This window comes from Bacillus sp. 3G2 (genome assembly GCF_044324725.1).
In the GTDB taxonomy this organism is placed as follows: Bacteria; Bacillota; Bacilli; order Bacillales; family Bacillaceae_G; genus Bacillus_A; species Bacillus_A mobilis.
Map to the genome: position 1 here is coordinate 5137974 of NZ_CP172246.1, position 13813 is coordinate 5151786.

General features: G+C 34.2%; 10 protein-coding genes. 5 read left to right on the top strand and 5 right to left on the bottom strand.

The genetic code is table 11. The features are described 5' to 3' along the window. Positions 1 to 111 precede the first annotated feature (111 nt). Together ACHZK0_RS26465 and ACHZK0_RS26470 are read left to right on the top strand one after the other, a co-directional pair. Positions 112 to 1665 (top strand): ABC-F family ATP-binding cassette domain-containing protein, encoded by a 1554-nt coding sequence (locus ACHZK0_RS26465; RefSeq protein WP_000055399.1) that lies wholly within the window; start codon positions 112 to 114, stop codon positions 1663 to 1665. A 94-nt stretch (positions 1666 to 1759) separates the two neighbouring features. Beyond that, complete coding sequence (locus tag ACHZK0_RS26470; protein WP_270340372.1) at positions 1760 to 3223, top strand: ArnT family glycosyltransferase; 1464 nt, start codon at positions 1760 to 1762, stop codon at positions 3221 to 3223. 93 nt (positions 3224 to 3316) lie between these two features. On the opposite strand, the gene ACHZK0_RS26475 is transcribed toward ACHZK0_RS26470, so the two are convergent. Then, positions 3317 to 4765 carry a glycosyltransferase family 39 protein gene (locus ACHZK0_RS26475; RefSeq protein ID WP_395761051.1) on the bottom strand — a complete coding sequence of 483 codons (1449 nt, stop codon included), beginning with the start codon at positions 4763 to 4765 and terminating at the stop codon, positions 3317 to 3319. A 344-nt stretch (positions 4766 to 5109) separates the two neighbouring features. Here ACHZK0_RS26475 and ACHZK0_RS26480 point away from each other — a divergent pair, with 344 nt between their 5' ends. Next, positions 5110 to 5493, top strand: coding sequence for a GtrA family protein (locus tag ACHZK0_RS26480; protein ID WP_097817147.1), 384 nt, complete (start codon positions 5110 to 5112; stop codon positions 5491 to 5493). A 36-nt stretch (positions 5494 to 5529) separates the two neighbouring features. Next, positions 5530 to 6501, top strand: coding sequence for a glycosyltransferase family 2 protein (locus ACHZK0_RS26485; RefSeq protein ID WP_001170706.1), 972 nt, complete (start codon positions 5530 to 5532; stop codon positions 6499 to 6501). 30 nt (positions 6502 to 6531) lie between these two features. Here ACHZK0_RS26485 and ACHZK0_RS26490 read toward each other — a convergent pair whose 3' ends face one another. Further along, a complete protein-coding gene (locus tag ACHZK0_RS26490) occupies positions 6532 to 7404 on the bottom strand; it encodes a TetR/AcrR family transcriptional regulator (RefSeq protein WP_262741913.1) in 873 nt (290 codons plus the stop codon). Between the two features lie 143 nt (positions 7405 to 7547). On the opposite strand from ACHZK0_RS26490, the gene ACHZK0_RS26495 reads away from it, so the two are divergent. Beyond that, on the top strand, positions 7548 to 10664 hold the full coding sequence (locus ACHZK0_RS26495) for an efflux RND transporter permease subunit (RefSeq protein WP_270606098.1): 3117 nt from the start codon (positions 7548 to 7550) through the stop codon (positions 10662 to 10664). A gap of 27 nt (positions 10665 to 10691) precedes the next feature. On the opposite strand, the gene msrB is transcribed toward ACHZK0_RS26495, so the two are convergent. The 3 genes from msrB to lrgB form a co-directional block, all read right to left on the bottom strand. Next, positions 10692 to 11657 carry a peptide-methionine (R)-S-oxide reductase MsrB gene (gene msrB, locus ACHZK0_RS26500; protein ID WP_262741915.1) on the bottom strand — a complete coding sequence of 322 codons (966 nt, stop codon included), beginning with the start codon at positions 11655 to 11657 and terminating at the stop codon, positions 10692 to 10694. Positions 11658 to 11758: 101 nt separating this feature from the next. Continuing rightward, a complete protein-coding gene (locus tag ACHZK0_RS26505) occupies positions 11759 to 12793 on the bottom strand; it encodes an AI-2E family transporter (RefSeq protein ID WP_063262399.1) in 1035 nt (344 codons plus the stop codon). A 327-nt stretch (positions 12794 to 13120) separates the two neighbouring features. Next, positions 13121 to 13813 carry an antiholin-like protein LrgB gene (gene lrgB / locus ACHZK0_RS26510; RefSeq protein ID WP_000168869.1) on the bottom strand — a complete coding sequence of 231 codons (693 nt, stop codon included), beginning with the start codon at positions 13811 to 13813 and terminating at the stop codon, positions 13121 to 13123.

Genomic DNA, 13813 nt, shown 5'->3' on the forward strand with positions numbered 1-13813 from the left:
ATCGCATCCCCCACTGGTCAATTACATTATATATTTTTGAAATGATAGCATTATATCCAAGAATTTAGTATCATGATTCAAGACACTATTTAGAAACGAACGGAGGACATTATGAGCTTATTAACTGTTGAAAAATTAGGTCATACATTTGGTGATCGTACATTATTTAAAGATGTATCTATGCGCTTACTCGCAGGAGAACATGTTGGATTAGTTGGAGCAAACGGTGTTGGTAAATCCACATTTATGAATATAATTACTGGTCAGCTTATCCATGACGAAGGTCGTGTAGAATGGACACCTGGTACAAATTATGGTTACTTAGACCAACATACCATTTTAACACCTGGTCGCACGATTCGTGACGTATTAGCAGATGCGTTTTTACCTTTATTTGAAAAAGAAAAAGCTTTAAATGAAGTTACAGAAAAAATGGGAACTGCTACACCGGAAGAATTAGAGGAACTTCTTGAGCAAATGGCAGAAATTCAAGATGCCCTTGAAGCAGGTGGCTTCTATTTATTAGATATGAAAATTGAAGAAGCAGCACGTGGTCTTGGAATCGACGCAATTGGCCTAGATCGTGATGTTGCGGCGTTAAGTGGTGGACAACGTACAAAAGTATTACTTGCAAAGTTACTACTTGAACAACCAGAAGTATTACTATTAGATGAACCTACCAACTATTTAGACGTTGAACATATTCATTGGTTAACAAATTATTTAAAAGAATATCCACATGCATTCCTATTAATTTCCCATGATACGGAATTTATGAATAAATGTGTCGATGTTATTTTCCATCTAGAGTTTACAAAAATGACGCGTTATACAGCGACATATGAAAAATTCCTAGAACTAGCGGAAATTAATAAAAATCAGCATATTAATGCTTACGAAAAACAAAAAGAGTTTATTAAAAAACAAGAAGATTTTATTGCGAAAAATAAGGCTCGTTACTCAACGACAGGTCGTGCAAAGAGCCGTCAAAAACAACTCGATCGTATGGAACGTATCGATCGTCCTGAAACAGCAATTAAACCTGAATTCTCATTTAAAGAAAGTCGTGCAAGTAGTCGATTCGTCTTTGAAGGAGAAAATGTAGAGATTGGATATACACATCCATTATTACCGAAATTAACAATGACAATTGAACGTGGTGAAAAAATTGCAATTGTTGGATGTAATGGTGTCGGTAAGTCAACACTATTAAAAACGATTTTAGGTAAAATTAAACCATTAAGCGGAAAAACAAGCCTTGGTGACTTCTTAAACCCATCCTACTTCGAGCAAGAAGTAAAAGCTGATAATGTAACACCAATTGATGATGTTTGGAATACATTCCCTAGCTTAGACCAACATCAAGTACGTGCAATGTTAGCGAAATGCGGTTTAAAAAACGAACATATCTCTCGTCCACTGAATCAATTAAGCGGTGGCGAACAAGCAAAAGTTCGTTTATGTAAACTAATGGGCGAAGAAAGTAACTGGTTACTCTTTGATGAGCCAACAAACCACCTTGATGTTACAGCAAAAGATGAGCTGAAAAAAGCGATGAAAGCATACAAAGGAACAATTCTTCTTGTATGCCATGAACCAGACTTTTATGAAGATTGGATAACAAAAACTTGGGATGTAGAAAAATGGGCCCAAGAAAATTCTTAATCCCCTAAAAAACATCCCTTTACACTGCTATTTAGCGCGTAAAGGGATTTCGTTTTAAAATACCATAAAGTTTGATAAGGAGTTTTTATATATAATGCAAAATACATTTTTTCTAAAACTCAATACATTTTTTGTGAAATGCTTATTAGTGCTATGTCTAATTATTTCTGCGGCTATTACATGGGACTCAGTATCCGTGGTTAGAGCACAGGCCGACACTCGTTTACTTATTATAATCCCAAGCATCATGTTAATAGGCCTTCTATTTATACTCATTGGCTATATTGCCAATAAATATATGTCAAAGCTAATATTTACTATTGCACTTATCATTTTAGCCTTCTCTATTCGATTCATCTGGTTTCTTAATATCCAAACTCCTATCGAATCAGATTTTGCTATGATGTACAATGGAGCCGTGCAAGCAACTAAAGGAGATTTTAGTTTTGCTCAAAGCATATATTATACTTCTTGGGTCTATCAGCTTGGATTTACAATGTATCAAGCTTTAATTATTAATTTATTCGGTGAGGGGACTTTCTTTCTAAAGTTCTTAAATGTGTTATATTGCACAGGAACAACATTATTAGTTTACAAAATAACTTCTCACATATTTAATGAGTGGACTGGACGCGTGGCGGGATTAATATATGCATTATATATCCCAAGTATTGTATTAAGCTCAGTCCTAACAAATCAACACCTTGCTACATTCCTATTTTATCTTGGGTTTTATTTATTAATTACAAAAGGCTTAAGTCATAAATATATGTGGATTTTTATAGGGATCTCTCTTTCTTTAGGAGACATTATGCGCCCACTTGGTGGCATCATCCTAATTGCAGTAACTATTTATTTCTTTTTACACGGTATGTTAGGGAAATCGAAACGAGATATTTTCACTTCTATTAAAAAACTTTGTGGGATTTTCATCGTATTTTACCTTGTTCATTACATTATAAGTTATTCATTTATATCTGCCGGAATTACACAATACCCACTATCCAACCGTGACCCTCTCTGGAAATTCACAGTAGGACTTAATCATGAAACAAAAGGTGGTTACTCTACAGCAGATGCAGAATATATGATGTCCTTTGAGATTGGTGAAGAACGAAAAGCAGCTGAAAAGAAACTGATTCAAGAGCGACTAGCTGATCCACAGAAGGTTTTATCTTTATTCGGTGATAAGTTCACGCTCATGTGGGCAGATTACGACTCCGCCCCATCATGGAGTCTACTAACACTGGGGAACACAGATAATAATATGATTACTTTACAAAACGACCTTATGAAATATGAAAAGTATATGTATATGACAGCTATGCTATTTGGTACGCTAGCACTTCTTTATCTCATATTGACTAAGCAAAACAACACGCATTACACAATATTTTTACTATTAATAATTGGTTATGTAACTGTTCACTTCTTAATTGAATACCAAACAAGATATCGATACTTTATCATTCCTAGCTTTACAATCATTCAAAGTTATGGACTATATTTATGCTATCGATTTATATCAAACAGAAAAACCTCCAAAGCACAAAATTAAACTTTAACCAGTGAAAAGTTAATCATCAAAACACATTAAAACGAACTAAAAAGGCATGAGCCCGGTGCAATACCGAGCTCATGCCTTTATATATTATATATCTATATTTTCTTTTTTATTGTAAGCATGATTTATACCAAATGCAGCCAAAATGATCATTGAAATGGTGGCTGAATAATGATATCTTGATGCCACTTCTACTAACAACTGTGCCATTGTTAATCCTATCGCGTATAAGCAAATAATAAATAGAGACGATTTGTTTTTATTTTTAATAGCCACCAATACACCTACTAATGAAGTAACAATTAAGAAGTAATAAAACATATTAGATGCTACTGTATATCGTACTATATGATCTAATGCAGGATCAGCATAGGAAACTGCTGCACTATCCTCACCTAAAAGCTCAAAGAATTTATTGGAGAATAATTTCATAAAATCAATATCATCATTTTTTATCCTCTCTTTTGCTTCTTCTAGCATTTTCTGTTGAGCATCATTCGCATTCCATCCTGGTTTATTACTATAATGAAACAATAGTTCAGCATCGGGTCGATTCCATTTTCCCGAGCTTTCTTCATTAAATCCTACATAAATGTTATATCCTGGGGTTGACGCTATCTCTTCACCTAAACGCACTGTGATATACTGATTTATTACTGAAGAAAAAATAAGGTATCCTACAACAATAACTCCTACATACGTTATCTTATTTAACCATATTTTTTTATTCCCTATATGCTTTGTATCTATAATAAAAAACCATATCAATAGAGCAATAATTGGAACTGCTGCAATTGGTCTCACCATATTCATAAATGCAAGTAACGCTGCTATTAAAACGGAATAAACAAGTAATCGTTTTATATTTATATTGGCGATTTTTTCATGAGTCATTATCATAATAAGCCAAATCAACAACAGTACTGTACAATAGAGCGGTTCTGACATTGCAAACATATTATAAATCGTTTGAGAAGGTAACGCTATCCATAAAACACTTGCTGTTATTGCAGTTTTAACCCCACCAATTTTTCTAGATATAGCATATATTAATCCCATTGATATTGTAGTTAAAATAACATTTAAAATAGGTGGTATCATATAACTAGACCCAAAGATTTTCATGAAAATACTTAAAAACGAAGCATATCCAAAAATATGTGGAAATAATGCGATATATCTATTATCAATGACAAAGTTTTCACTTAGTGCTTCTGCAGTATAATAAAACGTAGCATAATCAACCAATGGTTGAATTTGGTACCTCAGCACCCATGCTAATTTGAATGCAAAACAAACGATTGCTAAAACAAAAAAGCATTTTTTTTCACTTAATTTTTCTAGATACAACGAACTTTTTCTAAGGATATAACTTCCCACTATAGATAATAATAAAACACCCACTAATAATGTTACATAATTATACTTTTGAGTATCTGAAAAATAATTAATAAGTAATACTAAAGTAAAAAAGACGTATATAACATATACCGCACGTGTAGAAAAAGTAGACATGCCTTTAAAAAATAATTTCAAAACAACTTACTCCTTTAAAGATTATTATTAAGAATAACGTTATCTCCATTACAAAAACATAATGAAAATTTAGGGCTATTCATTTTTACCACAAAACCAAAAATACACATGTTATTTTTGTTCGCACTATACTTTTTAATTGTCGGTGGTACGTAAAGCATATCATATTTTTATCTATATTTTGTATACAATCCCTTTTTTTTCTAATTAATCAAAAAATCACTCTAATCAAAATAAATAACGTTTCAGCATAAAATATGCTATAATAAGTATTTGTTATGTACGAATAACCTTTCTACATTTCCTGTTTTATTTATATATTTTATAAAGATGAGGATACTATTATGGAGAAACTCTTAAAGTTTGGTTTAGTAGGAATCTTTAATACGCTCATTACCATCATTAGCTTTTGGATATTATTAAAATTTGGGATGAACTACCTTATTGCGAATACCATTGCCTATTCAATTGGTGTTGCCAATAGCTACTATTGGAATAAAAATTGGGTGTTTAAACCTAATAATAAAAGCACGTCAATGTTCTTTAAATTTCTAACTGTAAATTTAATTGTATTTGCTTTTAATACATTATGTTTATTTATATTAGTAGATAAACTTACCCTTAATGCGTTAATTGCACAGATTTTCGCAATTGGTGTCGGAATGGTTATCAATTTTGTCCTTAATAAAATTTGGACATTCAACCAATCTGAAAAGGCTACTAATTAAACTTAAACAACTTATTAAAACTACGGAGGATACAACATGCAAAAATTAATTTCGGTTGTAGTTCCTATGTACTTCGAGGAAGAAGTAGCACAGGAATGTTATAACCGTTTAAAGTCCGTTATGCTTCAAAACGATATTAATTACGAGTTTGTCTTTGTAAACGACGGTAGCACAGACCGTACAATGGAAATCTTATCTGAGATTGCAGCAAATGATTACCGTACAAAAATCGTCAATTTCGCACGTAACTTTGGACACCAAATAGCCGTTACAGCTGGTATTGCTGCTGCAAAAGGTGACGCTATTGTAATTATCGATGCAGACTTACAAGATCCACCTGAAGTTATTCCTGAACTTATTGCAAAATGGGAAGAAGGATATGAAGTTGTTTATGCAAAACGTAAACAACGTAAAGGTGAAACTTGGTTTAAACTTTTAACAGCTAAATATTTCTATAAATTCTTAAACTACATGTCTGATATCGATATCCCAAAAGATACTGGTGATTTCCGAATCATCGATCGTAAAGTAGCTGATGTTTTCAATCAAATGACTGAGCGCAATCGTTTCATTCGTGGGATGATGTCTTGGGTTGGCTTCCGCCAAACGTATGTTGAATATGAACGCGATGAGCGCTTTGCTGGTGAAACAAAATATCCATTGAAGAAAATGATTAAGTTTGCATCTGATGGCATTATTGCGTTTTCAACAAAACCGTTACGTATTGTTATGACTTTAGGCTTATTATCAGTTCTTATTTCAATAATTGTCTTACTATATACAATTACTGTGAAAATTATTGGCTCTGGTACGCAAACAGGTTGGGCATCTATTATGGTTGCTATTACATTCTTTAGCGGTATTCAGTTACTTGGTCTTGGAATCGTTGGCCAATATATTGCTCGTATTTACGACGAAAGCAAAAATCGTCCGATTTATATTGTGAAAGAAACAATTAATATTGAGCAAGAAGAGACTACACAAACAAAAGAAAAAGTGAATGCATAATAAAAAAGGTAACAATGAAAACTATCATTGTTACCTTTTTATATTGTAATACCCCATAAGCCTCAAACGAAATTCTTTTAAATTTGGATATACCTCTAAATTAGATAACATCCCTTGAATGACCGGGATCCTTGGATTTTGCAATCTCATTTCTGCCTCTAAAACATCTAATGTAACAAGCAATCCCTCATCTTCTAATTGATCAGCTAATGTGCGTTTAAAAACGATAATTTCTTTTAAAAAGTGTTCCTTAACCTGCTCTTTAATAAGCTCTGATTTGCAAAGAAATTCTCCCAGCTTTTCTTCATGTAACACAGGTTCTTCCGAAGATTCTACCAATCCATCTACTAAATCATCTACTCTTTTCAAAATAAAAGCAGAAACATAAGATAAGTCAATTTCTGGTGCTTGTAAAATGATTAGTTCTAAGTATCCACGGCATATGCCTTCTACCATAATGACTAAATCTAATAAATAAGGCATAACCTTCTCACCATAAATAGAAAGTAAACTATTCCGATAAAATGCATGCGACTCTAACTTCATCCGCATCATAAACTCTTCCACTTCTTTATTAAAAGGAATAGCATTTTCCCGTGCATGCATAATAATAAATTCTTTATGCTTTTGTATATCATTGAACTGGCAATGCAATTGTTTTGCAAATTTTTCACGCGGCAATAACGATTCTTTTTCAATATCCATCATTTTATTTTGAATCTTGTCATAGTAATATCGAAGCGTTGCTAATAAAAGCTCCTCTTTCGATTTAAAATATAAATAGAAAGCTCCCTTAGATATGCCACAAGCGGTCACAATTTCCTGTACTGATGTCGCATTTACACCCTTAGTCGCAAATAACTTCATAGCCATCTCTATAATTAAACGCTCTTTTTCTTTCATATCATGTCTCTCCTACATTTAATCTCGCATCTTATTATGAATTTATTATACCATCCCTTTTCATTGACGGCTGACCAATCAGTCAGTTATATTATGTATTAGACTGACCAGTTGGTCAATACAATACAAAAGGGAGCGCAAACATGAACAAAATCATTAATTTCTCGTTAAAAAATAAGTTCGCAGTTTGGCTACTAACCATTATTGTTACCATTGCAGGTATTTATTCTGGGCTGAACATGAAGCTGGAAACAATTCCTGATATTACAACACCGATTGTAACAGTAACCACGGTTTATCCTGGTGCTACACCAGAAGAAGTAGCTGACAAAGTTTCAAAACCGATGGAAGAGCAACTGCAAAATTTAAGTGGTGTAAACGTTGTTAGTTCATCATCTTTTCAAAACGCATCTTCTATTCAGGTAGAATATGATTTTGATAAAAATATGGAAAAGGCTGAAACAGAAATTAAAGAAGCTCTCGCAAATGTGAAACTGCCAGAAGGTGTAAAAGACCCGAAAGTTTCACGTGTAAACTTTAATGCCTTTCCAGTTATTTCGTTAAGTGTAGCAAGTAAAAATGAATCTTTAGCTACCTTAACTGAAAATGTAGAGAAGAATGTTGTGCCAGGATTAAAAGGACTTGATGGTGTTGCATCTGTTCAAATTTCAGGTCAACAAGTAGATGAAGTACAACTTGTCTTCAAGAAAGATAAGATGAAAGAATTAGGTTTAAGTGAAGATACTGTAAAAAATGTAATTAAAGGATCGGACGTATCTTTGCCACTTGGGTTATATACATTTAAAGACACAGAAAAATCAGTTGTTGTAGATGGAAATATTACAACAATTAAAGCATTAAAAGAATTGAAGATCCCGGCTATACCTTCATCACCGAGCGGTCAAGGTAGTGCAAACGCTGGAGCCGGTGCACAAACGACGCAAATGAATCCAGCCGCTATGAACGGAATTCCGACAGTTACATTAGACGAAATCGCTGATATTAAAGAAGTCGGAAAAGCAGAGTCAATTTCTCGAACAAACGGAAAAGAAGCAATAGGAATTCAAATTGTAAAAGCTGCTGACGCGAATACAGTTGATGTTGTCAATGCAGTGAAAGATAAAGTAAAAGAACTTGAAAAAAAATATAAAGACTTAGAGATTATTTCAACATTCGACCAAGGTGCACCGATTGAAAAATCAGTAGAAACAATGCTGAGCAAGGCCATTTTTGGTGCTATCTTTGCGATTGTTATTATTATGCTGTTCCTACGAAATATCCGAACAACATTAATCTCTGTCGTTTCCATACCACTTTCTTTATTAATTGCTGTATTAGTCATAAAGCAAATGGATATTACGCTTAACATTATGACACTTGGAGCAATGACAGTCGCTATTGGACGCGTTGTTGATGACTCCATTGTTGTTATTGAAAATATTTACCGACGAATGTCGTTATCAGAAGAGAAACTGCGCGGAAAAGATTTAATTCGTGAAGCTACGAAGGAAATGTTCATCCCAATTATGTCTTCTACCATTGTAACAATTGCTGTATTCTTACCGCTTGGACTAGTAAAAGGTATGATTGGTGAAATGTTCTTACCATTTGCCTTAACTATCGTCTTCGCTTTATTAGCATCGTTACTAGTAGCAGTTACGATCGTACCGATGCTAGCTCACTCTTTATTTAAGAAAGAGAGCATGAGGGAAAAAGAAGTACATCACGAAGAAAAACCAAGTAAATTAGCAAACGGGTATAAACGCATACTTGCATGGGCCTTAAATCATAAAATCATTACATCAAGTATCGCTGTCCTTCTATTAGTTGGTAGTCTTGCACTTGTTCCAGTTATCGGTGTAAGTTTCTTACCATCTGAAGAAGAAAAAATGATCATTGCAACGTACAATCCTGAACCAGGGCAAACGTTAGAAGACGTTGAAAAAATTGCAACGAAAGCTGAGAAGCACTTCCAAGATAATAAAGACGTCAAAACAATTCAATTCTCATTAGGTGGCGAAAACCCAATGAGTCCTGGTCAATCCAACCAGGCAATGTTCTTCGTGCAATATGATAACGACACGAAAAACTTTGAAAAAGAGAAAGAACAAGTCGTTAAAGATTTACAGAAGATGTCTGGAAAAGGCGAATGGAAAAACCAAGATTTCGGAGCAAGTGGCGGTAGTAATGAAATTAAACTATACGTTTACGGAGATAGCTCGGAAGACATTACGCCTGTCGTAAAAGATATTCAAAATATCATGAAGAAGAATAAAGACTTAAAAGATATAGACTCTAGTATTGCAAAAACGTACGCAGAGTACACTTTAGTCGCAGATCAAGAAAAACTAAGTAAAATGGGTCTAACGGCTGCACAAATTGGAATGGGACTTTCTAATCAACATGATCGCCCTGTTCTGACAACAATTAAAAAAGACGGTAAAGATGTCAATGTATATGTAGAAGCTGAAAAACAAAATTATGAAACAATCGATGACTTAACAAATCGAAAAATCACAACACCACTTGGTACTGAAGTGGCTGTGAAAGATGTTATGACTGTAAAAGAAGGTGAAACTTCGAATACAGTAAAACACCGCGATGGCCGTGTTTATGCGGAAGTAAGCGCAAAACTAACATCTGATGACGTTTCAAAAGCATCTGCCGCTGTTCAAAAAGAAGTAGATAAAATGGATCTTCCTTCTGGCGTAGATGTTTCTATGGGCGGTGTTACAAAAGATATTGAAGAATCATTCAAACAACTTGGCTTAGCGATGTTAGCTGCGATTGCCATTGTATACTTCGTTCTTGTCGTTACATTTGGCGGTGCCCTTGCACCATTCGCAATTTTATTCTCGCTACCATTTACAATTATCGGAGCTCTTGTCGCCTTATTAATCTCTGGCGAGACATTAAGTGTATCTGCAATGATCGGTGCGCTTATGTTAATTGGTATCGTTGTTACAAACGCTATCGTGCTTATCGATCGCGTTATTCATAAAGAAAATGAAGGTCTATCAACACGTGAAGCTTTATTAGAAGCTGGTGCGACACGCCTTCGTCCGATTTTAATGACAGCAATTGCAACAATCGGGGCTCTTATCCCACTTGCATTAGGATTTGAAGGTAGCGGCTTAATTTCTAAAGGACTTGGTGTAACAGTAATTGGTGGATTAACAAGTTCAACGTTATTAACACTTCTTATTGTTCCAATCGTTTATGAAGTATTAAGTAAATTTAAAAAGAAAAAAGCAAAATAACAAAAAATAACCTCGCTGTTAGCGAGGTTATTTTTTATTTCGAAACAAGACTAGAAAATCACCATATCCTTCTTTCTCTAATTCCTCTTTTGGAATAAATCGAAGGGCTGCGGAATTAATACAGTAACGAAGTCCATTCGGCCCTGGACCGTCTGGAAATACGTGCCCAAGATGTGAATCTCCTTCCTTACTTCTCACTTCTGTGCGCGTCATATTATGACTCACATCCATTTTTTCTTTCACACTAGCTGACATAACTGGCTTCGTAAAACTAGGCCATCCACACCCGCTATCAAACTTATCTAAAGAAGTAAATAACGGTTCTCCTGAAACGATGTCTACATAAAGACCTTCTTCTTTATGATTCCAATATTCATTTCGAAATGGTGGTTCCGTTCCATTTTCCTGCGTTACATAAAATTGCATCTCATTGAGTTTTTCTTTTAAATGAGCATTATCTTTTGGCCAATGTTGTTTAATAAACACATCTCGTCCTGAGCCTTTACGGTATAACTCGTAGCGGAATGTATTTTTCTTATGATATCCTTGGTGATATTCCTCAGCCGGATAAAAAGTAGTAGCTGGTAATATTTTTGTCGCAATCGGCTTTGAAAAGCGTCCACTCATTGCAAGCTCTTCTTTTGAAGCTTCGGCTTTTTTATGTTGTTCTTCATTCTGATAAAAAATCACTGTTTCGTAAGACTGTCCGCGGTCGTGGAATTGCCCACCTATATCAGTCGGATCAATTTGTCTCCAGTATATATTTAATAACTCCTCATACGGCATTTTATTTGCATCAAATGTAATTTGTACTGCCTCATAATGTCCCGTCGTTTCTGAACATACTTCTTTATACGTTGGATTCTCTTTATGACCACCCGTATAGCCAGAAACAACCTGTATAATCCCTTCCATCTCTTCAAATGGCGAAACCATACACCAGAAGCATCCTCCAGCAAATGTAGCTTGCTCTACTTTTTCATTTACAGCCATTCTTTCACCCCTATTCTATGTTCTTCTTACAGTATGGCATAAGGAACATCATGTTATAAAAGAAAAAGCACCGAATATCGATGCTTTTTCTTTACTTCACTTTATTTTGTTCCAACATCCTTCTCCATTTCATCACTTGTCACATCTAAGACATCTAATAAGAAAATGAAGATTGGAATACCGATAATTAATCCCCATACACCTAAGAAGTGTTCTGAGAAGATTAATACCATAAACGTATAGAAAATTGGTAAGTTTGTTTTTTGCGACATAAACTTCGGATTTAGCACGTAACTTTCAAGCGCATGAATGACTGTTACGATAACTAAAATATAAACAACGTACATAATACCGCCGATATTGTAAGCAATCATACAAAGCGGGAATAACGAAATGATAACCCCAGCTACTGGAATTAAACCGAGTAAGAAAATCATTAACGCTAAACCTAATAATTGCGGGAATCCTAATATCCATAGTGCAATAACGGATAAAACACAGTTAACAACTGCAATTAAAAATTGTGCTTCAATTACTTTTCCGAATGAACGTGCAAATTTCTTACCGAAGTACTCAATTTCAGTATAGAAAATTGCCAGTCGGCTTTCTTTAAACTTTGCAGTAAAAGCAACGATACGAGCTTTCTCCAATAAGAAAAATAAACTTAAAATTAAAGAAAGTAACACTTGAAGACCAAATTTCCCAACATTCGTAATCGATTTATACAAAATGTCAACGCCTTGTCCTACATATTTCGAAAGTTCCATATGATTGACAGCATTAACTGCATACTTAATTAATTCACTATCTGGTGGGTTTCTTAAAAATACGTTAAATTGATAAATCAATTGTGAAATTTGTATCGTTAATACTGGTAAATATTTAAATAGCGTAATAGCAATTCCACCAATTAACATGACATATAGAAATGCTATAATAATTTTTCGGTTAATGGGCATGAAATGATCTAATTTGCGGGAAATAAACTTTTGGAATCGATCCATTAAATACGTGAGAATAAACGTAATTAAAATTAAATTCAACATACTTTGCAGCCCGTATAACACGAGAGCAAGTATTACTAATACGAGTAACCTCTGAAATCCTTTGCTTTGAAACAGGTTTTTTATTTGCATAATCGACGAGTACTCTCTCCTGTCCTATAAAGTAAAACGTTAATAGGTAGATTTTTTCTCTCTTCTCTACCTTTAATTATTCATTCATATGAAGATTTTTATAAACTTATTATATATTTCCCTTAGTAGATCCTATAGTAGCTTACTTCTTATTTTACAATACAATGACCTAATTCAAAACGTATTCTACACAGTATTAATGAAGATTTAAGGAAACTTACATTTTATTAAAATAGGTCTTACCACTACTGTAACATAAAAAGCAAGCTACCAGTAGAAATCTGTCCTACAAATAGCTTGCTTTTCTCATTTTTTAAGTAAGTTTTCCTAACCAATGAATGGCATAAACATCGGTATGACAACTACAGTTACAACCCCTACTACTGTTACAGCGATACTTGCCATAGCTGCCTCTACTTCACCCATTTCAATTCCTACTGCCACTCCTAATGCGTGACCTGCCGTTCCAAGAGCTAAACCTTTTGCAATTGGATGTTTTACTCTAAATGTTTTTAAGAATAATGCTCCTAATGCGTATACAATAACCGCGTTAAAAATAACTGCAAATGATGTAATTGCTGGTATACCACCAATACTTTCAGAGATCGGTAACGCAATTGCTGTTGTTGCTGCTTGTGGTAACATTGAATTCATTACCGCTGTATCTAGACCAATTGCTTTGGCAACAATGAACACGACAATTACTGAGCAAATGGATCCAACTACGATAGCCGATAAAATTTGCCACCAATATTTTTTCAACTTGTCCACTTGTTTATATAATGGAATTGCAAACGCGATTGTTGCTGGTTCTAAGAAGAAGCTAATCATTTTTCCGCCAGTATTATATTCTTCAAAGGTAAAATTACCTACTTTTAGAAAGACAATCCCTAATACCATCGCTACGAATAATGGTGTGAATAAGAAGAATCCTTTTGAATGCTTAAATAATAATGTTCCGATTCCGTATGCTATTAATGAAACGACGATTCCGAAGTATGGAGTCATTGTGCTTGCCAT

Bases quoted from the DNA above. Each gene is read 5' to 3' on its own strand.
- ACHZK0_RS26465 (WP_000055399.1), top strand. From the start codon at position 112: ATGAGCTTATTAACTGTTGAAAAATTAGGTCATACATTTGGTGATCGT.
- ACHZK0_RS26470 (WP_270340372.1), top strand. From the start codon at position 1,760: ATGCAAAATACATTTTTTCTAAAACTCAATACATTTTTTGTGAAATGC.
- ACHZK0_RS26480 (WP_097817147.1), top strand. From the start codon at position 5,110: ATGGAGAAACTCTTAAAGTTTGGTTTAGTAGGAATCTTTAATACGCTC.
- ACHZK0_RS26485 (WP_001170706.1), top strand. From the start codon at position 5,530: ATGCAAAAATTAATTTCGGTTGTAGTTCCTATGTACTTCGAGGAAGAA.
- ACHZK0_RS26490 (WP_262741913.1), bottom strand. From the start codon at position 7,404: ATGAAAGAAAAAGAGCGTTTAATTATAGAGATGGCTATGAAGTTATTT.
- ACHZK0_RS26495 (WP_270606098.1), top strand. From the start codon at position 7,548: ATGAACAAAATCATTAATTTCTCGTTAAAAAATAAGTTCGCAGTTTGG.
- msrB (WP_262741915.1), bottom strand. From the start codon at position 11,657: ATGGCTGTAAATGAAAAAGTAGAGCAAGCTACATTTGCTGGAGGATGC.
- ACHZK0_RS26505 (WP_063262399.1), bottom strand. From the start codon at position 12,793: ATGCAAATAAAAAACCTGTTTCAAAGCAAAGGATTTCAGAGGTTACTC.
- lrgB (WP_000168869.1), bottom strand. From the start codon at position 13,813: ATGGCAAGCACAATGACTCCATACTTCGGAATCGTCGTTTCATTAATA.